Genomic DNA, 22,288 nt, shown 5'->3' with positions numbered 1-22,288 from the left:
CGAACATCCCTATGTGGACAACGCAGTCGGCTCCGGAAGCCGTTCGAGGACGGCGAGCCCGACCGGCGTCCTCCCGGTCACGGCCGCGATGGACGGCCCGCCCGGCGGTCCCTGCGACGTCGTCGCTCGCGAGCGAGCGCCTCGCGCAGCGGGGGGACGACCACGCCCTGATCGGCCATGCGACGCCTGACCCTTCGCCGCACGACGACGACGGCCACGGCTCCGGCCGCGAGCAGGACGAGCTGCACGGACATGGCGAGGCGGAAGGACGTGAGGGAGTACAGGTCACCGTCCGAGACACCACGGGCGAGCAGCACGTCGAGGACGACGCCGATGACGAACATGGACAGCAGCGACGCCATGAAACCGCCGATGTTCACGATCCCGGTGGCCGTTCCCATCCGGCCCGCGGGATTGAACGTCCGGGCGAAGTCGAAGGCGATCATGGACCCGGGTCCCCCGATCGCGAGCGCGACCACGAGGAACGTCAGCAGGGGAAGTGGGGCAGGGCCCGGGTACAGCAGCACCATCAACCAGGCGACCGCCATCAGCGCGGCGATCGCGAGCACCATCGTGGACCGGCGGAGCGGGTGCCGCGCCACGTACCGCCCCAGCAGCGGCCCGCAGGCGATGCCCACGGCCACGAAGAGGGTCATCAGGGCGGACGCCACCGCGTCGCCCACCTTCTCGGCGCGTACGAGGTAGGGGTAGCCCCACATGAGGACGAAGACTGTCCCGGGGAACTGGATGGTGAAGTGCGACCACAGCCCGAGGCGCGTACCCGGCTGCTTCCACGCCTGCGCGAGGGAGACACCCGTCTGGCGGAGGGTCGGCGCTGCGCGGTCGCCGGCCGGAGACGGCGAGTCCCTGATGATCGCCGTCGCGAGGATGGCGGCGAGGACGGAGAGGGATGCAGCGGACAGGAACGCGGTCTGCCAGCCAAGACCCGTGAGGAGGGCCACGAACGGGATGACCGAGACAACCTGACCCAGTTGGCCGATGATGCCCGTCCACTGCGTGAGTACCGGGATGCGTCGGGGCCCGAACCATGCCGGCAGCAGCCGGAGGACGCTGATGAAGGTGGTGGCGTCACCCGCTCCGACGAAGAGGCGGCCGGCGATCCCCTCGCCCACCGAGTCGGCGAAGGCCAGCTGGGCCTGCCCCACGGCCATGAGGACGGCGCCTGCGACGATCAGGAACCGTGGGCCCCAGCGATCGACGAGCACACCCACCGGCACCTGGAGACCCGCGTAGACGAGCAGCTGGACGACGGTGAACACCGACAACTGCGATGCGGAGGCGGAGAAACGATCGGTCGCCTCGAGACCGGCGACACCGAAGGTGGTGCGCTGCGTCACAGCGACGAGATAGGCCGCGACACCCGCTCCCCACACCAGCAGCGCACGCGTCGAACCCACGACCCCAGTCTCCTCCGGTGCAGCGGTGTTCTCCAACCGGACGCGTCCCGGGACGAATGGACGACGGTGTGCTCCCCGCGTCGGCTTCCACCGAGGTCACTCGACGGGCGTGCCCTCAGCCCTCGGGGCGAGGATCACCGTGGCGGTCGTCCGGGCGGAACTCGGTGTCCCAGAGCAGCGTCGACTCCTCCTCGGCCTGCGGACTCGCCAGGTAGGCCTCGACGGCGGCGCCCAGCTCGTCGGCGCTCGCCAGCTCGCTGTTCTCCTTCACGAGCAGCGACCGCCGCTCGGCGCCATCGGCGTACTCGTCGTAGCGCTTCTCCAGCGACGTCACCACGGACTGCACCTCGGTGCTCTCCCCGACCTGCCGGGCGATCTGGCGTTCGACGTCGCGCCCTGCCTCGCGCAGCCGGTCGGTGGGCAGGACCAGACGGGCGGTCGCACCGATGTACTCGAGGCCGGCAACCGCCGCAGGCGGGTACTCCGCATCCGAGAGGTAGTGGGGAACGTGGATCACGTGCCCGACGACGTCGTGCCCGGCCTCGATGAGCCGCAGCTCCAGGACGTGCCCGATCGAGGCGGGAACCTCGACCGTGGGACGCCATGCGCTCATGCCGTCGATCAGGTCGGGTCGGTTGCCGTGCAGCGTGACGCCGATGGGGCGGGTGTGCGGGACCGGCATGGGGATCGCGTGGACCCAGGAGATCAGGCTCACGTCGAGGTCCTCGACCAGTCCGACGACGGCGCTCACGAAGCGCTCCCACTGGAGGTCCGGCTCCACCCCGGTGAGGAGGAGGAACGGCTCGCCCAGTCCGTCGTGCAGGCGGTGCAGCTCGAGGCGGTGCGGGCGGTAGTCGGTGAGGTGGTCCTCGACGAAGGTGATCTTCGGTCGCCGACCCCGGTAGTCCATCAACTGGTCGGCGTCGAACTCGGCGACGATCCGGTGATCGAGGACCTCGAGGAGCTCGGCACTGACCTGCTCGACGACGTGACCGGCGTCCATGAAGCCGGTGAGGCTCATGAGCAGGGGTAGCCCTCTCAGGTCGGGATCTCCGACGATCGTCTCGTCGGTGTTGTACAGGGTTCGCGGATCCAGCATGGTGTTCTCCTCGCCGTCAGGTCCTGTAGTCATCAACACGCCCCGCTCCTCCTTCATTCCGACGCCCACCGGCGCTCACCGTCACCTGCGGTACGTTCCGCCGGTCGGCCGCGCGAGTGGGCAGAGACTACGATCGTCAGGACCGTTCCCGGACCGCTCAGGTGTGCCGGGGCCCGCAGTGCCGCCGGACCCGGGCGGCTGCGCCGGATACGAGGAGAAACGCCGTGATCACAACGATCGACCTGCATCTGACAGCCTCCGACAAGGACCTCAAGAAGGTTCCGAGTGACGCTCTCGTCATCGCCGTCGGGAAGGGCCCCGACGGACCGGCCCTCCTCGACAACCCGCTGCCGGCGAAGGCGGCGCGCGCCCTCGGCGACTCCCTGCAGGTCCTCGGGATCACCGGCGCGGCGGACGAGGTGCGACGCCTGCCCGGCCTGCCGGACACCGGGGCCGACACGCTCGTCCTGACCGGTGTCGGCACGGTCGCCGCCGACGCCGTCCTCGACGCCGAGACCCTGCGCCGTGCCGCGGGAGCCGCTGTGCGCCACCTCACCGGGCTCGACACCGTCGTCCTCGCGCTGCCCGCAGCCACCGTCGACGCCGCCACCGCGGTGGCCGAGGGCGCCGCCCTCGGCGCCTACACCTTCGATGGACTGAAGACGGGCATGAAGCCGGACGGCACGGTGTCGTCGAGCGATGACAAGGCGGCGGTCCGGAACGTCGTCGTGCACACCGGGACGGCGGCCGACGCAGGCCTCGCGGAAGGCCTCAAGCGCGCCGTCGTCCTCGGCCGGAACGTCAACACCACACGCTCGCTCGTCAACCAGCCGCCCAGCCACCTGTACCCGGAGTCCTTCGCGCAGGCCGCCAAGGATCTCGCCCGCGGATTGCCCGTCAAGGTCACGGTCATGGACGAGAAGCGCCTCGAACGTGACGGGTACGGCGGCATCCTCGGCGTCGGCAAGGGCTCCTCGCGCCCCCCGCGCATGGTCAAGCTCGAGTACTCCCCCGCCAAGTCCGCCGTGCACCTGGCGCTCGTGGGCAAGGGCATCACCTTCGATTCCGGCGGACTCTCCCTGAAGCCGGCCGCAGCGATGCAGACCATGAAGCTGGACATGGGTGGCGCCGCGGCCGTCCTCGCCACCCTCCTCGCCGTCGCCGAGCTGGGTCTGCCGGCCAAGGTCACGGCGTGGCTGTGCCTCGCGGAGAACATGCCCTCCGGGACCGCGCAGAGGCCCGAGGACGTCATCACCATCTACGGTGGCCGGACCGTCGAGGTGCTCAACACCGACGCCGAGGGCAGGCTCGTCATGGCCGACGGCCTCGCCGCCGCGAGTGAGGAGTCCCCCGACGCCATCATCGACATCGCGACGCTGACGGGCGCGCAGATGATCGCCCTCGGGACGCGCACCTCCGGCGTCATGGGCGACGACGGCGTCCGCGACGCCGTCAAGGCGGCGGCGGACCGCGCGGGCGAACCGTTCTGGCCCATGCCCCTGCCCGAGGAACTGCGTCCGAGCCTGGAGTCGCAGGTCGCGGACATCGCGAACATCGGAGAGCGCAACGGCGGCATGATGACGGCCGCCGTCTTCCTCCGTGAGTTCGTGGGGCAGGTCGACGGCGAGAAGATCCCGTGGGCGCACCTCGACATCGCCGGACCGGCCTACAACGAGGGGTCCGCACACGGGTACACGCCGAAGGGCGGCACGGGCGTCGGCGTCCGCACCCTCCTGGCCTACGTCGAGGACGTCCTGGCCCGTTCGGTCTGACGGTTCGCGGAAGGGGGCGCCGGAGCATCCGCGCCTCCTTCCGCCCCGGCCGGAACCCCGACGGGTACGCGGCCGGGTGACTCTGCACACATAGCGGGTACCCGTGGCCCGGACGCGCACGGTTCAGGTGGATGCCGATTCCTTCTGGGGATAGGCTGAAAAACGGGAGCACCTCACGCGCCGGTGGCCGCGAAGCGGCTCCAGGGGCTAACCACCCACCAATCGATCCATCAACAGACGCGATCAGCGCGTCGAGAGACCACGCGAGGGAGCGTCCAAGTGGCCGAATCGGCAACTGCGCAAGAGTTCGACATCCTGGTACTCGGTGGAGGCAGCGGCGGATACGCCGCCGCACTCCGCGCGGTGCAGCTGGGGTTCACGGTGGGGCTCATCGAGAAGGGCAAGCTGGGCGGCACCTGCCTCCACAACGGCTGCATCCCCACGAAGGCCCTCCTGCACTCGGCGGAGATCGCGGACGGCGCCCGTGACGCGGAGAAGTACGGTGTGAAGGCGACCTTCGAGTCCATCGACATGAACGCCGTCAACGCGTACAAGGACGGCATCATCGCCGGGAAGTACCGCGGCCTCCAGGGACTGATCAAGTCCAAGGGCATCACCGTCATCGAGGGCTCGGGCACGCTCGCGTCCCCGACCACCATCGACGTCGACGGCACCGTCTACACGGGCAAGCACATCATCCTCGCCACCGGCTCCTTCTCCCGCAGCCTTCCCGGCCTCGAGATCGGCGGCAAGGTCATCACCTCCGACCAGGCGCTCCAGATGGACTTCGTGCCGAAATCGGTCATCATCCTCGGCGGCGGCGTCATCGGCTGCGAGTTCGCGTCGGTCTGGAAGTCCTTCGGCGTGGACGTCACGATCATCGAGGCGCTCCCCTCGCTCGTCCCGAACGAGGACGCGTCGATCGTCAAGAACTTCGAGCGCGCCTTCAAGAAGCGCGGCATCAAGTTCAACACCGGGACCCGGTTCAAGGCCGTGGAGCAGAACGACGACGGCGTCGTCGCCACGCTCGAGGACGGCAAGACCTTCACCGCGGACCTCATGCTCGTCGCCGTCGGCCGCGGGCCCGTCACGCAGAACCTCGGTTACGAGGAAGCGGGCCTCACCATGGACCGCGGGTTCGTCATCACCAACGAGCGCCTGCACACCGGCGTCGGCACCATCTACGCGATCGGCGACATCGTCCCCGGCCTGCAGCTGGCCCACCGCGGCTTCCAGCAGGGCATCTTCGTGGCCGAGGAGATCGCGGGCCTCAAGCCCGTCGTCGTCTCCGACCTGAACATCCCGAAGGTCACCTACAGCGATCCCGAGATAGCCTCCGTCGGATACACCGAAAAGGCGGCCCGCGAGAAGTTCGGCGACGACCGCGTCGAGACCCACGAGTACAACCTCGCGGGCAACGGCAAGAGCTCCATCATCGGCACGGGCGGCATCGTCAAGCTCGTGCGCGAGAAGGACGGCCCCATCGTGGGCGTCCACATGCTCGGCAGCCGCATGGGCGAGCAGATCGGCGAGGCGCAGCTCATCGTCAACTGGGAGGCCTACCCCGAGGACGTCGCTCCGCTGATCCACGCGCACCCCACGCAGAACGAGGCACTCGGCGAGGCTCACCTCGCACTCGCCGGCAAGCCCTTGCACGGCTAGGACCGCCCACACAGCACCTCATCCAGCATCATCCGGGCTCGGTCCACGTCGAAGGGGGTGGACTAAGCTCGGAAGAAGGAACAGCACGCACGTCCAGCTGAACGGGCTCACCGCGTCGCCCAGCTGCCAAGGAACGATCTACGAAGGAGAAACGGGCGCATTATGTCTGAATCCGTGAACTTGCCCGCTCTCGGTGAAAGCGTCACCGAAGGCACCGTCACCCGCTGGTTGAAGCAGGTCGGTGACCGTGTGGAGGTCGACGAGCCCCTGCTGGAGGTCTCGACCGACAAGGTCGACACGGAGATCCCCTCCCCGATCGCCGGAGTCATCGAGGAGATCCTCGTGGCCGAGGACGAGACCGCGGAAGTCGGCGCCCCCCTCGTCAGGATCGGCGACGGTTCGGGTAGCGATTCGGGCACCTCGAGCGACTCGGGTGCGGCCGCCGCCTCCGACGAGTCCGAGGGCGCCTCCGTGCCGACTGAGGACGCCGTCCCGTCGACCGAGAAGGCTCCCGAGACCGAGGAGCCCGCAGCGACCAGCGGTTCGGACGAGACGTCCGGATCAGACGACTCCGACGGTTCGGGCGAGGGGACCGAGGTGACCCTGCCCGCTCTCGGCGAGAGTGTCACCGAAGGGACCGTCACCCGCTGGCTCAAGGAGATCGGCGACGACGTCGAGGTCGACGAGCCGCTCCTCGAGGTCTCGACCGACAAGGTCGACACCGAGATCCCCTCCCCCGTGGCCGGAAAGCTGCAGGAGATCCGTGTAGGCGAAGACGAGACCGCGGAGGTCGGTGCAGTCCTCGCCGTCATCGGGTCCGGCGCATCCGCCCCGAAGAAGGTCGAAGCAGCCTCCGGTGAACCGCTCGTCGCCGCACCGGCCGAGGAGCGCGAGGACTCACCCACGGAGAAGCAGGGCTTCTCCCATGAGTCCGAGCGGGCATCCGGCACGTCCGAGCCCGACGACGACGCGAGCGGCGCCCCCACCGCACCCGCGCAGGCATCCCCCGCACCGGCAGCGCCGGCGAAGGAGAAGCCCGCCGAGCAGAAGGCGCCCGCGTCGGAGGACGCAGGGACCACGGACGTCTCCGCTTACGTGACGCCGCTCGTGCGGCGTCTGGCGAACCAGAACGGCGTGGACCTGGGCACCATCACGGGTACCGGCGTCGGCGGCCGCATCCGCAAGCAGGATGTGCTCGAGGCCGCCGAGGCGCAGAAGGCCAGGGAGTCCCAGCAGGCGGAGTCCGCTCCGGCACCTGCGGCTGCGACGCCGTCGTCACCCGCTCCGGCGCCGTCGAAGCCCGCTGCACCGACGGTCGAGCCGTCCAAGCTGCGCGGCACCGTGGAGAAGGCTCCGCGTATCCGCCAGACGATCGCCAAGCGCATGCGCGAGTCCCTCGAGGTCTCGGCGCAGCTCACCCAGGTGATCGAAGTCGACATGACCCGCATCGCGAAGCTCCGCACCGCGTCGAAGGACACCTTCCTTGCACAGAACGGCGCGAAGCTCACCTTCCTGCCCTTCATCTCGAAGGCCGTGACCGAGGCTCTCAAGCAGCACCCGAAGCTGAACGCCTCGTTCGACGAGGAGAAGAAGGAAGTGACGTACCACGACGCCGAGCACCTGGCGATCGCGGTCGACACCGAGAAGGGCCTGCTCGTCCCCGTCATCAAGGACGCCGGCACCCTGAACCTCGGTGGCCTGGCGAAGAAGATCGCCGACGTCGGGAGCCGCACGCGCAACGGCCAGATCGGGCCGGACGAGCTCTCGGGCGGGACGTTCACGATCACGAACATCGGTTCGGCCGGGGCACTGTTCGACACCCCGATCATCAACCAGCCGCAGGTGGGCATCCTCGGGACCGGCATCATCGTGAAGCGGCCCGTGGTCATCACGGGCGTCGACGGTGATGACACCATCGCCATCCGCTCGATGATGTACCTCAGCCTGACGTACGACCACAGGCTGGTCGACGGCGCCGATGCCGGGCGGTTCCTCCAGACGCTCAAGGCACGACTCGAGGGTGGTGCGTTCGAGGCCGACCTCGGCCTCTGACAGTACCGAGGACCCTGGCGGCGACGACGCCGTCCGCCAGGAGCTGGACGAACGACGAGCAGGGGCCGCGCCACGACAGGCGCGGCCCCTGCCGTCTGTCCGGACTGCTGCGGCGGGCATGGCCGTATCTCCCGTGACGGCTGCGTACCCCGATGGAAGTCCGTCCTGCCGCTCCCTAGGATGGGAGGGAACCACCGGACGCGAGCCCGCGCCCGTCCCGCAGACCCGAAGGAGAACCATGGCTACCGTTCGTTCAGCCCACACCGTCTGGAGCGGGGACCTTCCCACCGGATCCGGCCAGGTCACGCTCGATTCCTCCGGTCTCGGAACCTACGACGTCACCTGGAAGGCGCGTGCCGAGCAGTCCGAGGGGAAGACGAGCCCCGAGGAGCTCATCGCAGCTGCCCACTCGGCATGCTTCTCGATGGCGTTCAGCCACGCCCTCGGCGAGGAGGGCAAGACCCCCGAGCGCGTCGAGACCAAGGCCGACGTCGATTTCCAGCCGGGCACGGGCATCACGGCCATCCGACTGACGCTCGACGCCACGGTGCCGGGTCTCTCCGAGGAGGACTTCCAGCGTGTCGCTCAGGCTGCCAAGGAGGGCTGCCCCGTCTCGCAGGCCCTCGCGGGCGTGAAGGACATCTCGCTGACCGCGACCCTGCACGGCTGATCGACCGGACCGCGCCCCACAGCGGCGAGCGCACCCGGTCCTGACTGATGGAAGGACCCCGGACCCGGTCCGGGGTCCTTCCGTGCCAGAGCGGCTCCTGTGTTGTCGACGGGCTCCCCACTGGTATTCACGCCGCCGAACTAGTGGTTCGATGGGATCATGCGCATCCTCCTCGCCGGTGCCTCCGGGACCATCGGAACCGCCCTCACGCGTCAGCTCGCCGTCAGCCACGAGATCAAGCGACTCGTGCGCCGCGACCCGAAGAACGAGTCCGAAGTCCGCTGGAATCCCTCGACGGGAGACCTCGACGTCGCTGCCGTGGAGTGGGCGGACGCGGTGATCAACCTCTCGGGCGCGGGCATCGCAGGACATCCGTGGACGCGGAGCTACAAGGAGACGCTGTACTCCTCGCGCATCATGCCGACCCGGACACTCGTCGCGGCGATCACGCGTGCGACGAAGCGCCCGCAGGTTCTCATCAGCCAGTCCGCCTCCGGCTACTACGGGGACCGGGGTGATGACGTCCTCACGGAATCGTCCGCGTCGGGTCAGACCCTGCTCGCCGACATCTGCCGCCGGTGGGAAGCGGAAGCCCTCGCTGCCCCGGAGGAGGTCCGCGTGGTGCTCCCCCGGACGGGCATCGTGATGGCGAAGGAGGGTGGCGCCCTCCCGAACCTCCTGATCCCCATCCGCCTGTTCGCCGGGACGTCCCTCGGGTCGGGGCGTCAGTGGTGGCCCTGGATCAGCCTCAACGACGAGATCCGGGCCCTCGAGTTCCTCCTCACCGCACCGCTCAGCGGGCCCGTCAACCTGAGCGCCCCGGCCCCGGCCCCGCTCGACCAGATCGCCCTGCAGCTCGGCAGAGCGTTCAAGCGCCCGGTCTGGTTCCGTGTCCCGGCATTCATCCTGAAGGCCGCGATCGGTCAACTGGGCTACGAGCTCCTACTCGTGAGCACGCGCATGGAGCCGCGAGCGCTCGTCGCGGCCGGCTTCTCCTTCGACGAGGAGACCCCCGAGGCGCTGGCGCAATGGGTGCACCGCACGGTCACGGCGCCGTCCGAGTAGCCTCCACTCGCTGGACCGTATCGGGACCGTAGCCGGACCGTAGCCGGACCGTGTAGGGACCGTATCGGGACCGCATCCGGGCGGAGGGAATCGACGTCCTGGTTCGGAGGCGGCCGCATGGGGGCGTCACGTGGTGCTGGTCCTGGGCGTGGTCGTGGTCGCACGTCCTCGGGCGTCCTCAGTCCTCGGGCGGTTCGACGACGGAATGGATGCGCCAGCCGTCCGCGGTGTCCCACAGCACGAAGATGAGCTCCTGCTGTCCGGCTGCCATGAGTGAGGGGGTCCCGGCGTCGGCGCCCTCCTCCGACGTCCCCTCCGCGGCACGGTTCCCGACCGGTTCCTCGGTGTACGGGGAGATCTGCGCCGTCGCCCGCACGAGAGCGACCTCCGTTCCCTCCGGCGGTGTCGCGACGCCGGAGACAGGTGCGAGGGCGGAGTCCGCCGCGACGTCGTCGTCCGTGAGCCGTTTCTGATCCCGCAGGCCGATGGACAAACCCCGGAGGGTGTTCCCGGATCGCGCGAGGACGGCGACAGCCTCCTGGTCCGCGACCATGGCGGGCGACCCGTCGACGTCGACGGTCCGCAGCACCTCTGGATCGGCGGTCGCGAACGCAGATGCTCGCAGCGCGACGAGACCCGAGAGTGCCACGGAGGGATCCTCGGATCCGGCGAGCTGCTCCGGACTGGCGTCAGATGTCCCGTCGTCGGACGTCGCCTCCCGCTCGGCGCTGTGCCCCGCGCTCACGTCGACCGCCTGACCGTCCGCTTCCGGAGCAGGTGTACCCGTGCCGTCACCCTGCACGGCGGGCTCGCTCACGAGCGATTCCGGCCCGCGGAGACCCTCCGCCGTGAGCATGACCCCCATGACGAGCAAAACGGCGGCTATGCACCCCGACACTACTCCGAGGACGCGCCGGATGCGGTACTGGGCACCGTAGTCGCCCTTCACGGGCTGGAACGTCGTGGAGCTCCGGTGTGGTTCCGATGGGGATGTTCGCGGCCCAGGAGCCGAACCGCGACGGCGGGGTGATTCCTCGTCCGGTGTCGGAGCGACCGCCCTGCCCGGGAACAAGCGGGCCGGCCGGGTGCTTCGGCCTGACCGGCTGGTTCGCGGGGAGCCGTTGACGCGCCGGCCTGCGCCGGTACTGCCGTTTCCGGGTGTGCGCGGGCCGCTCGTCGCACCTGTGCGCCGGAGCCGCGCGATGAGCGAGCGCCGTGGTGCCGGCCGTTCGTCAGCCCTGCGCGTCAGCAGGTCGGGCAGCACGCTCGTGTGCACCGCTGGCACGAGGTCCACCGGTTCCGCCGCCGAGGCGGAGAGCAAGGTACGTGCGAACGATGCAGCGGTGGGACGGCGCTCACGGTTGGTGCTCAGCGCATCCTCGATCAGCTGCATCAAAGTGAGCGGGACATCGGGCACGATCAGCGCGAGCGGCGGACGCTGATCGGTCGGGCCTGGGATCCGTCCGGTCAGCGCGAACCAGGCGACGGCCGCGAGCGCGAACACATCGGCGCCGGAATCGTAGCTGCCGGTCCGCCCGGGATCGAGGAAGCCGGGGGTTCCGGGCATGAGCAGCGGATCGGTTCCCAGCAGTCGGCCCGTGCCGAGGTCGGCGAGCAGCGGGCGGCCCTCGTGCGTGAAGAGGATGTTGCCGGGCGTCACGTCACCGTGGAGGGCCCCTGACGCGTGCAGATGGTCGAGCGCCTGAGCCACGGGAACGAGAGTGGTCACCACCTCCGCGATGGGCAGAGGCCCCCGGCTCGTGACGAGTTCGAGCAGCGAACCGCCCGCTGCGAGCTCCATCAGCAGTCCCGGCCCCTGGTTCGTGCTGATGACCCGGTGCACCCGGACGAGGTGGTCGTGGTCGAGTCGCCGCAGGAGGGCGAGTTCCCGATCGAGGTCGTCGGCGGGTGCTGCATGGTTCCCACTGGCTGTCGGACCACCGGCATCGACGGACACGCCGTCGTTCGAGGGAGCGAACGGTGACCGTCCGACGGATGGCGGGGGGACGTCCGGTACCCCGATGGAGGGCAGAGCGGCCCGGCGTGCGCGACGCCCGGGCATGGGCGTGGGGGTGGGCGCAGTGTCCGGTCCCGCGCCGGGCGGTTGCAGCACACCTGTTCCGTAGTCTCGAGCTCTCGGTAGGCGATCGCCCGGAGCGGATGACGAGGACGGGGAGCCCGGCGGCACCGGCGCCGGATCGCCAGGAGCAGCCCCGGTCCTGGTCGCCACCTTGAGGGCGAAGCGCTGGCCGGCCGAGTCGGTGACGAGCCAGACCGAGGACGAGCCGCCACGACCGAGCAGTCTCCCGGTCGTGAAGCCGACGGCGGTGGGCTGAGCGTGGCCGTCGTCATCACGATCATTCGCTCGGCCGACATGTGTGCCGGACCCGTGCGCAGCCTTAGCCGGATGGACGGCGCCCCCTCGGACCGGCAGGGGTGTTCCCGACGGCGGAACGCCCGGCACGGAGGACGGGGACGGCGGTACGGCATCGCTCATGTGTCCTTTCTAGGTCACGACCGAGACCTCCTCCGGGTTATCCACAGGATCCGGCAGAGAAACCTTGCCCCGATCGAACATGTGTTCTATTTTTATTCGACACGTTCCTTCCACCAGCGTCAGGCCGTCATGCACTCCCCCACGTCATCCCCGTCCGATGCCGGACCCCGAGCGGGTCGTCGTCAGGACGTCGTCAGCACACCGTCGTCCTGGCGGACGCTCGACGAGCACGTGACCCTGACACTCCTCCCCGCCGGCGGGACGGTCCGGCCGCGCACCCTGCGATGGCGGGGTTCTACCTGGTCCGTCGTCGGTACGGCCCAGCACTGGAGCACGTGGCACGCATTCGCCGTCGAGCAGGGCGACCAGGACGTCCCGCCGACGTCACGCGCGTTGCGCATGGAGTTCTGGAGGTTCTCCGCCCAGACGAATCCCGTGGCGCCGGTCTTCCACTTCGAGGTCCGCGGGCGCGAGGACCAGTGGCGCCTCGCCCGACTGGGTGTCGTATTCGACCTGCCCGACGACACCTGAGATCACCGTCCGACGTCGGGACCGGCGTCCGAGCGCGTTGCGCACCGAGGTCACCGGCGGGCGGTGTCGGTGGACGGCGTTACCCTTGGGGCATGACTTTGGTGCTGTCGCGGGTGGGCCTTACTCCTGACCACGTGGAGTACGCGCGGGGCCTCGAGATGCAGCAGGCCCTGCACGCCGCCGTCGTCGCCGGTGAGGCACCCAGCACGGTCCTCCTGCTCGAGCACAGTCCCGTGTACACCGCCGGACGTCGCACCGAGGACCACGAACGTCCGTTCGACGGCACGCCCGTGGTGCCCGTGGACCGGGGCGGGAAGCTGACGTGGCACGGGCCGGGACAGCTGGTCGGCTACCCCATCCTCGCCCTGCGTGACCCGGCGAGGATCGCGGACTACGTGCACCTCCTCGAAGAGGTGATCATCCGGAGCCTCGCAGTGGTGGGTGTCGAGGGTACGCGGATCGACGGACGATCAGGCGTGTGGGTGGCCGCTGACGCCTCCGGCCCCGCGCGGAAGATCGCGGCCATCGGGATACGCGTGAAGGACCGCGTGACCATGCACGGGTTCGCCGTCAACTGCGACAACGACCTCGCTCCGTTCCGGCAGATCGTCCCCTGCGGCATCAGCGACGCCGGGGTCACGACCATCTCGCACGAGACCGGCCGGTCCGTGTCCCCCCTTGACCTCGTGTCGCTGATCGAAGCGGAACTGCGCAACAATGAGGCAGAGCTGCTGGGCGACGACGACGGTGTCGGGGGCGTCGAGGGCATTGCCGGAAAAGACGCCGGATCGGCGCCGCACACCATGTCAGAAGGAGCCTTACTGTGAGCCTTGCACCCGAGGGTCGTCGCCTGCTGCGCATCGAGGCGCGTAACGCCGAGACACCGGTGGAGCGCAAACCGGAATGGATGAAGGCCAAGGTGAACATCGGACCGGAGTTCGTCGCGATGAAGAACCTGGTGAAGAAGGAGGGCCTGCACACGGTCTGCGAGGAAGCCGGCTGCCCCAACATCTTCGAGTGCTGGGAGGACCGCGAGGCCACCTTCCTCATCGGCGGCTCCGAGTGCACGCGACGCTGCGACTTCTGCCAGATCGACACCGGAAAGCCCCAGCCGCTGGATCGGAGCGAGCCGTTCAAGGTGGCGCAGTCCGTCCGCTCCATGAACCTGCGGTACGCGACCGTGACCGGCGTCGCGCGGGACGATCTCGCGGACGAGGGCGTCTGGCTCTACACGGAGACCATTCGTCAGATCCACAGCATGAACCCCGGCACGGGCGTCGAGATCCTCATCCCCGACTTCTCCGGCAAGCCCGAGCACATCGCCGCGATCTGCGATGCACGCCCCGAGGTCTTCGCCCACAACGTCGAGACCGTCCCCCGTATCTTCAAGCGCATCCGCCCTGCCTTCCGCTACGAGCGCTCGCTGGACGTCATCACGCAAGGTCGCGACCTCGGCATGGTCACGAAGTCCAACCTCATCCTCGGCATGGGTGAGACCCGGGAGGAGATCTCGGAGGCACTGCAGGATCTCCACGCGGCGGGCTGCGACCTCATCACCATCACGCAGTACCTCCGCCCGAGCGAGCGCCACCTCCCGGTCGACCGCTGGGTCAAGCCGTCCGAATTCGTCGAGCTGAGTGCGGAAGCCGAGAGCATCGGCTTCCTCGGGGTCATGAGTGGCCCACTGGTCCGCTCCTCGTACCGGGCAGGACGCCTGTGGGCGAGGGCCATGCGCAGCAAGGACCTGGAACTCCCGGAGCATCTCGCCCACCTCGACGACGAGGGATCAGCGGCCCAGGAGGCCTCGTCGCTCCTCGCCGGCTGATCGCCGGGAAGCCTCCCGAGCCCGGCGGGCTACCGGCCATCCCGTAGAATCGGAGCACTATGTCGCACACCATCGATTCCCCCGATTCGCCCAAGCCCCGACGACGCATCTTCTCGCGCAAGCCGAAGGCTGAGAAGGGCCCCAAGAAGCCCGGGCGGATGAAGCAGGTGTCCGAGGTCTTCAAGATGACGCGCCGCAACGATCCGAGTGTCGTCTGGTTCATGCTCCTGGCGTTCGTCGGCATCATCGCGGTGGGACTCCTCATCGGGCTGCTGATCGACAACGTGATCACCCTGATGATCATCGCCGTCCCTCTGGCCTTCCTGGCCGCGATCTTCATCCTGTCGCGGAGAGCCGAACGCGCTGCGTTCTCACAGATCGAGGGACGCCCGGGAGCAGCGGGAGCCGCTCTCAGCGTCCTCCGCCGGGGCTGGATCCTGCAGGAACAGCCCATCGCGGTGAACCCCCGCACGCAGGACGCCGTGTTCCGGGTCATCGGGCGTCCCGGGGTCATCCTCGTGACGGAGGGACCGTCCACGCGGGTGAAGCAGCTGGTCGACGGCGAGAAGCGGAAGATGGCGCGCATCATCCCCAACGTGCCCATTCACGTGATCGAATCAGGACGGGACGAACGACAGGTTCCCCTGTCCAAGATCCCCAAGACGGTCCAGAAGCTGAAGAAGACCCTCACGAAGCAGGAGGTCTATGCCGTGGACAAGCGCCTGACCGCTCTCGGGACGAAGCTGCCGATCCCGAAGGGCATCGATCCTTTCAAGGCCCGGCCCGACCGCAAGGCGATGCGCGGGCGCTGAGCACGCGTCGAGGTCCGAGCAGCGGCGGTGATCCCCTCGAGGGTCACCGCCGCTGTCGTGTCCAGCGGCCTGTACAGCGTCGAGACGGCCGTCAGATGCGGAACAGGCCCGTACCGCGGGCGCGGTCATGGACGCCGCGCTGATCCACGTCGATGATGAGCGCGGGAATCACCAGGCAGAGGAGCAGACTGCGCACGGTGGCCGTCAGGTACCCCGCAGGCTTGCCGTCGAGCGTCTGCACCTGCATACGGAACATGCGATGACCGATGCTGTATCCGAAGAAACCGACCAGGAGGATCTGCTCCGCGAGGAAGATGAGCAGCGTCGCGAAGCCGTCGTACCCGAAGAACGCCGCGGAGAGCAGCGAGCAGAGCAACCAGTCGATGAGGAGCGCTGCCGCCCGGGGTCCGAAGCGGGCGATCGACCCCGGGCCGGCCTCGGGTCTCCCGAGACGCTGCCCGGGCCACTGCTGGTTGCCGGAAGGGGAAGGCCCCTCCATCCAGGAGCCGAGGTCTCGTCTGTTCACCACGTCGTCCAGCCTACCGGCCTCAGGGCGCGGCATTATGCCGTGCGCTCGCCCGGAACGCTAGGGTGGGGAGCGCAGTTCGCCCCATGTAACGTCCACGAAACACGGCCGACACCAGCGAGAAACTGCCCGCTCCTACAGTGGGGACGAGTCGGCGGCAGTGCAGCGCACCTGCCGTACCTCGAGCTCCCGCGGCAGTGCGGGGGTCTTGGCTGGCGCCGATCCGTTCCCCCTGCCATGCGTTAGGAGCATTGATCGATGTTTAAGAATGCGGACGAGGTCCTCAAATTCATCGCCGACGAGGACATCAGGTTCGTCGATGTCCGGTTCACCGACCTCCCGGGAGTGCAGCAGCACTTCAACGTCCCCGCGAAGTCGGTGGATGCTGACTTCTTCATCGATGGTCAGCTCTTCGACGGATCATCGATCCGCGGCTTCCAGGGCATCGCGGAATCCGACATGCAGCTCATCCCGGACGTGACGACGGCGTTCATCGACCCGTTCCGCACCGAGAAGACCCTCGCGCTGAACTTCTCGATCGTCAACCCGCGTACGGGCGATCCCTACCACCGCGATCCCCGCAGTGTCGCCGAGCGCGCCGAGGCCTACCTGTCCTCGACGGGCATCGCCGACACCGCGTTCTTCGCACCCGAGGCCGAGTTCTTCATCTTCGACAACGTCCAGTACGAATCCTCCCCCCAGGGCAGCTTCTACAAGGTCGACTCCATCGAGGCCCCCTGGAACAGCGGGCGCGAGGAGGTGGGCGGCAACCTGGGCAATAAGACGCCCTTCAAGGGCGGCTACTTCCCGGTCTCCCCCGTGGACAAGCAGGCCGATCTCCGGGACGCCATCTGCGTCGAGCTGGACAAGGCGGGCCTAGAGGTCGAGCGCTCGCACCACGAGGTGGGCGGCGCCGGTCAGGCCGAGATCAACTACAAGTTCACCACCATGACGCATGCGGCCGACGACCTGCAGAAGTTCAAGTACATCGTCAAGAACGTGTCCAACGCGTGGGGCAAGACCGCCACGTTCATGCCGAAGCCGGTCTTCGGTGAGAACGGCTCCGGCATGCACTGCCATCAGTCGCTGTGGGCGGGCGGCCAGCCGCTGTTCTACGACGAGCGCGGCTATGCCGGTCTGTCGGACACCGCCCGCTGGTACATCGGCGGCCTGCTGAAGCACGCATCCGCCGTCCTCGCCTTCACCAACCCGACGGTCAACTCCTACCGCCGCCTGGTCAAGGGCTTCGAGGCGCCGGTCAACATGGTGTACTCGCAGGGCAACCGCTCCGCCGGCATCCGCATCCCGATCACGGGCTCGAATCCGAAGGCGAAGCGCATCGAGTTCCGCGCGCCGGACCCCTCGTCGAACCCGTACCTGGCCTTCGCCGCGCAGCTCATGGCCGGCCTCGACGGCATCAAGAACCGCATCGAGCCCGCCGAGCCGATCGACAAGGACCTCTACGAGCTCCCCGCGGAGGAGGCCAAGGACATCCAGAAGGCTCCCGGGTCCCTCGAGGAGGCGCTGCTCGCCCTGGAGGCGGACAACGAGTTCCTGCAGGCCGGCGACGTCTTCACCCAGGACCTGATCGACACCTGGATCGACTACAAGCGTGAGATGGAGATCAAGCCGCTCTCGCTGCGCCCGAACCCCTACGAGTTCGAGCTGTACTACGGCGTCTAGCACGCATCACCGGCATCACCGCGAGTGATCCGGGAACGACGACGGCGGCCTCCCCTTTCGGGGTGGCCGCCGCCGTCGTTCGGGGCAGATGCCGCCGCTCAGTAACCCCTCAGTACCCGTAGAAGTGCCTCTCGAAGATCCCGCGGCTGCGGCGCGTCATGCGTAAATAGTCCTCCTCGAGGTCCGAGCCGCTCCCCGGTCCGTATCCGCACCAGCGCGCCACCGCCTCGAGGTCGCGGCGCGAGGACGGCAGCAGATCGGAATTCCGCCCGCTCCAGACGACGTTCGCGCCCCGGATCCTCGTGGCGAGCGTCCAGCTCGCGCGGAGCGTCTCGACGTCCTCCTCCGGCAGGAGCTCCTCGGCCTCGATGATGTCGAGCGCGCCCAGCGTGGACTGCACCCTCAAGGACGGCAGATCGTGCGCGTGCTGGAGCTGGATCAGCTGGACTAGCCACTCGACGTCGCTGAGCGCCCCCCGGCCGAGCTTCACGTGCCGCGACGGGTCGGCGCCCCGCGGCAGCCGCTCGGACTCGACGCGGGCCTTGATGCGGCGGATCTCCCGGACGTCGCCGTCGTCGAGCCCCTTGGGGTACCTCACGGTGTCGATCAGGGCCACGAAGTCGGTGGCGAGGGCATCGTCCCCGGCGAGCGGCCGCGCGCGCAGCAGGGCCTGCGCCTCCCACACCAGCGACCACCGGCGGTAGTACTCGCGGTAGGAGTCGAGCGACCTGACGATGGCACCCTGCTTGCCCTCGGGCCGGAGGGACGTGTCGATCTCGAGGACCCGCTCCGCGAGGACCGGTGGCCGGCACGGTTGCGTCAGGAGAGCCGCGAGCCGGCCCACGAGTTTCTCGGCCTGCCGCTGGGCTGCCGCCTCGCTCGCGCCCTCCACGGGCCGGTGCACGTACATGACGTCCGCGTCCGAGCCGTAGGTGATCTCACGTCCGCCCTGCCGGCCCATCGCCATGACGACCACGTCCGTCAGCCGCTCCTCCTCGGCGAACACCTGCTTCTCGGCCACGTGGAGCGCGCCGAGGACGGCCGCGCGGTCGGCGTCGGCCAGCGCCTCCCCCACCTCCGGCTGCGACAGCACGCCCGCACTGTCCGCGATCGCGATGCGGAGGATCTCGCGGCGGCGGATCAGGCGGATGAGCCGGATCGCCTCGGCGGGTTCGGGGTGGCGCGACATCTTCGACTGGATCTCCTGCCACTGGGAATCGAAGCTGTCCGGCACGAGGGCGGCGTCGGACCCGAGCCACTGCGTCGATTCGGGTGACACCTCGAGGAGATCGGTGATGAAGCGGCTGCTGGACAGCACGGCGCACAGGCGCTCGGCCGCGGCCGTCGAGTCCCGCAGCATGCCCAAGTACCAGTGGCTCTCGCCCAGGGCCTCGCTCAGCCTGCGGAAGCCGAGGAGACCGGCGTCGGGGTCCACGCCGTCCGCGAACCACGCGAGCAGGATCGGCAGGAGATGCCGCTGGAGCAGTGCCCGGCGCCTCAAACCACCGGTCAGCGCCTCGATGTGGCGGAGGGCACCGCGGGGATCCTGGTACCCGAGCGCCGCCAGTCTGGCCTGTGCGGCCTCGGCCGTGAGCTGGACGTCCTCCGGCCGCAGCGTCGCCGCGGTGTTGAGCAGGGGCCGGTAGAAGATGGCCTCGTGCAGCCGCTTGACCAGCCGCCGCGTCCGCTGCCACTTCTCGTGCAGGCTCTGGGCGCTGGGCCGTACGGTCACCATGCAACTCTCCGACGACCGCGCGAGGGCCCTGAGCGAGGCGTCGTCCTCGGGCATCAGATGCGTGCGTCGCATCTGCATGAGCTGGATGCGGTGCTCCAGCACGCGGAGGTACCGGTAGGCGTCGTCGAGGTCGAGGGCGTCGGACCGCCCCACGTAGCCCGCGGCACTCAGGGCCTCGATGGCCGAGACCGTGTCCCTGACCCGGAGCGATGCGTCCAGCCGGCCGTGGACGAGCTGCAGCAGCTGCACGGTGAACTCGACGTCGCGCAGACCGCCCGGGCCGAGCTTGAGCTGCCGAGCCTCCTCGTCCCGCGGGATGTTGTCCGTGACCCGCCGACGCATGGCCCTGACCGCCTCGACGAATCCCTCGCGCTGCGACGATGCCCAGATCAGGGGGGCGACGGCGGCCTCGTACCGCCGACCGAGCTCGAGATCGCCGGCCACCGCACGGGCCTTCAGCAGCGCCTGGAACTCCCAGGTCCTGGCCCAGCGCTCGTAGTAGGACACGTGGGAGGCCAGTGTCCTCACGAGGGGTCCGTCCTTGCCCTCGGGGCGGAGGTTGGCATCCACCTCCCAGAGCGCCGGCTCCTGTCCCGGCGAGTACACCCCCCGTGCCATGGCCGAGGCGAGACCCGTGCCGATCCGGGTGAGCACCGACTCCTCGACGTCGTCGCCCTCGACGACGTAGACGACGTCGACGTCCGAGATGTAGTTGAGCTCCCGGGCCCCGCACTTGCCCATCGCGACGACGGCGAGCCGCACGCGCGCCACGACGTCGGCCCCGTACACCTCGCCGAGGTCCGCACGGGCGACGGCGAGGGACGCCTCCAGCGCGGCTCCCGCGAGGTCCGCGAGCTCCCGCCCGACGACGGGCAGGTAGTCGACGGGCGCGCAGTGGCACAGGTCCCGCACCGCGAGATCGGTGAGCTGTCGGCGGTAGGCGACCCTCAGTCGCTGGTGGGCCTCCGTGCCGCCGACACCGGCCACCGGGTTGTCCTGCGCGGGATCGGCGTCGACGGCTGCCAGGAGCATCGACCGCAGGTCCGCGGGATCCACGACGGGAGGGCTCTGCGGTCCGGACCTGACGACGTCGAGGTGTTCGGGATGCCGCATGAGGAACTCCGCCAGCGCCTCTGAGGCGCCGAGCAGCCGGAACAGCGGACCGGCGCGGTCCTCGTCGTCGAACACCGCCCGGACGCCCGCGGGATCCGCGGCCAGCAACCGCACCAGCGACTGCAGAGCCAGATCAGGGTTCGCAGCCCGGCCCAGGTGGGCGAACAGCACGTCCTCGTCGAGCCCGGCCAGCTCGGGGGCGTCGAGGAAACGTCGGCTCTTCTCCAAATCGGTGAAGCCGTGGCTGATAAGCGTGCGGTTGAGGCTCATGCGCCAACACTAGCCACGTCGGCACGGCAGCCGGACGGCCCGGACCTAGAGGATGTTGAGGTTCCGTCGCAGCTCGTACGGTGTCACCTGGATGCGGTAGTCGTGCCACTCGGCGCGCTTGTTGCGCAGGAAGTTCTCGAACACCTGCTCCCCCAGCACGTCGGCGACGAGCTCGGAGTCCTCCATCACGCGGATCGCGTCGTGCAGGCTGGCCGGCAGCGGATCATGCCCCATGGCCCGACGCTCGGCGGGCGTGAGGCTCCAGACGTCGTCCTCAGCGGCGGCGGGGAGCTCGTAGCCCTCCTCGATACCCTTCAGGCCTGCGCCGAGCAGCACGGAGTAGGCGAGGTAGGGGTTGCTCGCGGAGTCGATCCCGCGGTACTCGATGCGCGCGGACTGCCCCTTGTTGGGCTTGTACAGGGGGACGCGCACGAGTGCCGAGCGGTTGTTGTGGCCCCAGGACAGGTAGCTCGGTGCCTCACCTCCGCCCCACAGGCGCTTGAACGAGTTGACGAACTGGTTCGTGACCGCGGTGAACTCCGGGGCGTGCCTGAGGATCCCCGCGATGAACTGGCGGGCGGTCTTCGACAGCTGGAACTCGGCGCCCGCCTCGTAGAACGCGTTCGTGTCACCCTCGAAGAGCGAGAAATGGGTGTGCATCCCGGAGCCCGGGTGCTCGGAGAAGGGCTTGGGCATGAAGGTCGCGTAGCTGCCGGAGGTGAGTGCGACCTCCTTGATGATGGTGCGGAAAGTCATGATGTTGTCGGCGGTCTGCAGGGCGTCCGCGTACCGCAGGTCGATCTCGTTCTGACCGGGGCCTGCCTCGTGGTGACTGAACTCCACCGAGATACCCACGGACTCGAGCATCGCGACCGCCATGCGCCGGAAGTCCTGCGCCACCCCGCCCGGTACGTGGTCGAAGTAGCCGGCCTGGTCGACGGGGACGGGCTGTCCGTCCGGGCCGAGCTCGGCGGACTTCAGGAGGTAGAACTCGATCTCGGGGTGGGTGTAGCAGGTGAAGCCCATGTCGGCGGCCTTCGCCAGGGTCTTCTTCAGGACCCCCCGCGGATCGGCCGTGGAGGGTTGCCCGTCAGGGGTCAGGATGTCGCAGAACATCCTCGACGTCTGCTCCTTCTCGCCACGCCACGGGAGGATCTGGAACGTCGAGGGGTCGGGCTGCGCGAGCATGTCCGACTCGTACACGCGGGCGAGGCCCTCGATCGACGAGCCGTCGAAGCCCAGCCCCTCCTCGAACGCGCCCTCCACCTCGGCGGGCGCGAGCGCCACGGACTTCAGGGACCCGACGACGTCGGTGAACCACAGGCGGACGTAGCGGACGTCGCGCTCCTCGATGGTCCGCAGTACGAACTCCTGCTGCCGGTCCATGACAACCTCACTCCCTGATCGTCGGGTGCACCCGCGCGGGCCACGCCACCAACACTCTACTGACACGCACACGTGATCCGGCGCCGCGGCGGGCCGCGACGGCCGCCGTCGTCGGCGTGTACCCGCTCTCACCCACCGGCGACGTGTGCAGGACCCGTCGCGGTGGCCGGGG

16 protein-coding genes are annotated in these 22,288 nt (G+C 69.1%); 10 read left to right on the top strand and 6 right to left on the bottom strand.

All coding sequences use genetic code 11. From position 1 onward, the window contains the following. Positions 1-77: 77 nt before the first annotated feature. Positions 78-1,418 carry an MFS transporter gene (locus AC4D16_RS00450; protein WP_490953565.1) on the bottom strand — a complete coding sequence of 447 codons (1,341 nt, stop codon included), beginning with the start codon at positions 1,416-1,418 and terminating at the stop codon, positions 78-80. A 115-nt stretch (positions 1,419-1,533) separates the two neighbouring features. Beyond that, complete coding sequence (locus AC4D16_RS00445; RefSeq protein ID WP_490953564.1) at positions 1,534-2,550, bottom strand: proteasome assembly chaperone family protein; 1,017 nt, start codon at positions 2,548-2,550, stop codon at positions 1,534-1,536. Positions 2,551-2,741: 191 nt separating this feature from the next. Here AC4D16_RS00445 and AC4D16_RS00440 point away from each other — a divergent pair, with 191 nt between their 5' ends. The 5 genes from AC4D16_RS00440 to AC4D16_RS00420 all read left to right on the top strand — a co-directional run bounded on the left by AC4D16_RS00440 (position 2,742) and on the right by AC4D16_RS00420 (position 9,738). Continuing rightward, positions 2,742-4,289, top strand: a complete 1,548-nt coding sequence (locus AC4D16_RS00440) for a leucyl aminopeptidase (protein ID WP_490949400.1) — start codon at positions 2,742-2,744, stop codon at positions 4,287-4,289. Positions 4,290-4,568: 279 nt separating this feature from the next. Beyond that, on the top strand, positions 4,569-5,951 hold the full coding sequence (gene lpdA / locus AC4D16_RS00435; protein ID WP_490949401.1) for a dihydrolipoyl dehydrogenase: 1,383 nt from the start codon (positions 4,569-4,571) through the stop codon (positions 5,949-5,951). A gap of 162 nt (positions 5,952-6,113) precedes the next feature. Further along, the gene (gene sucB / locus AC4D16_RS00430) at positions 6,114-8,003 is read left to right on the top strand and encodes a 2-oxoglutarate dehydrogenase, E2 component, dihydrolipoamide succinyltransferase (protein ID WP_490953563.1); all 1,890 of its coding nucleotides are present in this window, start codon (positions 6,114-6,116) and stop codon (positions 8,001-8,003) included. A gap of 238 nt (positions 8,004-8,241) precedes the next feature. Beyond that, positions 8,242-8,673 carry an OsmC family protein gene (locus AC4D16_RS00425; RefSeq protein ID WP_490949403.1) on the top strand — a complete coding sequence of 144 codons (432 nt, stop codon included), beginning with the start codon at positions 8,242-8,244 and terminating at the stop codon, positions 8,671-8,673. Positions 8,674-8,832: 159 nt separating this feature from the next. Next, positions 8,833-9,738, top strand: coding sequence for a TIGR01777 family oxidoreductase (locus AC4D16_RS00420; protein WP_490953562.1), 906 nt, complete (start codon positions 8,833-8,835; stop codon positions 9,736-9,738). A gap of 178 nt (positions 9,739-9,916) precedes the next feature. Here the strand turns inward: AC4D16_RS00420 and AC4D16_RS00415 are convergent, their stop codons facing one another. Beyond that, a complete protein-coding gene (locus AC4D16_RS00415; protein WP_490953561.1) occupies positions 9,917-11,695 on the bottom strand; it encodes a serine/threonine protein kinase in 1,779 nt (592 codons plus the stop codon). 669 nt (positions 11,696-12,364) lie between these two features. Here AC4D16_RS00415 and AC4D16_RS00410 point away from each other — a divergent pair. The 4 genes from AC4D16_RS00410 to AC4D16_RS00395 all read left to right on the top strand — a co-directional run bounded on the left by AC4D16_RS00410 (position 12,365) and on the right by AC4D16_RS00395 (position 15,403). After that, positions 12,365-12,766, top strand: a complete 402-nt coding sequence (locus AC4D16_RS00410) for a DUF6504 family protein (protein WP_490949406.1) — start codon at positions 12,365-12,367, stop codon at positions 12,764-12,766. 92 nt (positions 12,767-12,858) lie between these two features. Further along, positions 12,859-13,593 (top strand): lipoyl(octanoyl) transferase LipB, encoded by a 735-nt coding sequence (lipB, locus tag AC4D16_RS00405; RefSeq protein WP_490953560.1) that lies wholly within the window; start codon positions 12,859-12,861, stop codon positions 13,591-13,593. After that, positions 13,590-14,591 (top strand): lipoyl synthase, encoded by a 1,002-nt coding sequence (lipA, locus tag AC4D16_RS00400; RefSeq protein WP_490953559.1) that lies wholly within the window; start codon positions 13,590-13,592, stop codon positions 14,589-14,591. Before lipB ends, lipA begins: the two co-directional genes overlap by 4 nt. A 59-nt stretch (positions 14,592-14,650) precedes the next feature. Continuing rightward, a complete protein-coding gene (locus AC4D16_RS00395; protein ID WP_490949409.1) occupies positions 14,651-15,403 on the top strand; it encodes a DUF4191 domain-containing protein in 753 nt (250 codons plus the stop codon). A 91-nt stretch (positions 15,404-15,494) separates the two neighbouring features. On the opposite strand, the gene AC4D16_RS00390 is transcribed toward AC4D16_RS00395, so the two are convergent. Then, positions 15,495-15,932, bottom strand: a complete 438-nt coding sequence (locus AC4D16_RS00390) for an RDD family protein (protein WP_490949410.1) — start codon at positions 15,930-15,932, stop codon at positions 15,495-15,497. 255 nt (positions 15,933-16,187) lie between these two features. Between AC4D16_RS00390 and glnA (AC4D16_RS00385) the strand changes: the two genes are divergently transcribed. Beyond that, complete coding sequence (gene glnA, locus AC4D16_RS00385; RefSeq protein ID WP_490949411.1) at positions 16,188-17,612, top strand: type I glutamate--ammonia ligase; 1,425 nt, start codon at positions 16,188-16,190, stop codon at positions 17,610-17,612. Positions 17,613-17,721: 109 nt separating this feature from the next. Here the strand turns inward: glnA (AC4D16_RS00385) and AC4D16_RS00380 are convergent, their stop codons facing one another. Beyond that, positions 17,722-20,730: a bifunctional [glutamine synthetase] adenylyltransferase/[glutamine synthetase]-adenylyl-L-tyrosine phosphorylase gene (locus tag AC4D16_RS00380; RefSeq protein ID WP_490953558.1), complete on the bottom strand. Its 3,009-nt coding sequence runs from the start codon at positions 20,728-20,730 to the stop codon at positions 17,722-17,724. A 45-nt stretch (positions 20,731-20,775) separates the two neighbouring features. After that, positions 20,776-22,116 carry a type I glutamate--ammonia ligase gene (gene glnA, locus AC4D16_RS00375; RefSeq protein WP_490949413.1) on the bottom strand — a complete coding sequence of 447 codons (1,341 nt, stop codon included), beginning with the start codon at positions 22,114-22,116 and terminating at the stop codon, positions 20,776-20,778. Positions 22,117-22,288 lie beyond the last annotated feature (172 nt).

It is taken from the genome of Arthrobacter sp. TJ-236, assembly GCF_058269235.1.
Note: the sequence above shows the minus strand (reverse complement) of the source record. Positions and strands in the feature narration are given on the sequence as shown.

Excerpts from the sequence above, each read along its gene's own strand:
- sucB (WP_490953563.1), top strand. The coding sequence starts at position 6,114 with ATGTCTGAATCCGTGAACTTGCCCGCTCTCGGTGAAAGCGTCACCGAA.
- AC4D16_RS00410 (WP_490949406.1), top strand. The coding sequence starts at position 12,365 with ATGCACTCCCCCACGTCATCCCCGTCCGATGCCGGACCCCGAGCGGGT.
- glnA (WP_490949413.1), bottom strand. The coding sequence starts at position 22,116 with ATGGACCGGCAGCAGGAGTTCGTACTGCGGACCATCGAGGAGCGCGAC.
- AC4D16_RS00420 (WP_490953562.1), top strand. The coding sequence starts at position 8,833 with ATGCGCATCCTCCTCGCCGGTGCCTCCGGGACCATCGGAACCGCCCTC.
- AC4D16_RS00395 (WP_490949409.1), top strand. The coding sequence starts at position 14,651 with ATGTCGCACACCATCGATTCCCCCGATTCGCCCAAGCCCCGACGACGC.
- glnA (WP_490949411.1), top strand. The coding sequence starts at position 16,188 with ATGTTTAAGAATGCGGACGAGGTCCTCAAATTCATCGCCGACGAGGAC.
- AC4D16_RS00425 (WP_490949403.1), top strand. The coding sequence starts at position 8,242 with ATGGCTACCGTTCGTTCAGCCCACACCGTCTGGAGCGGGGACCTTCCC.
- lipB (WP_490953560.1), top strand. The coding sequence starts at position 12,859 with ATGACTTTGGTGCTGTCGCGGGTGGGCCTTACTCCTGACCACGTGGAG.
- AC4D16_RS00445 (WP_490953564.1), bottom strand. The coding sequence starts at position 2,550 with ATGACTACAGGACCTGACGGCGAGGAGAACACCATGCTGGATCCGCGA.
- AC4D16_RS00380 (WP_490953558.1), bottom strand. The coding sequence starts at position 20,730 with ATGAGCCTCAACCGCACGCTTATCAGCCACGGCTTCACCGATTTGGAG.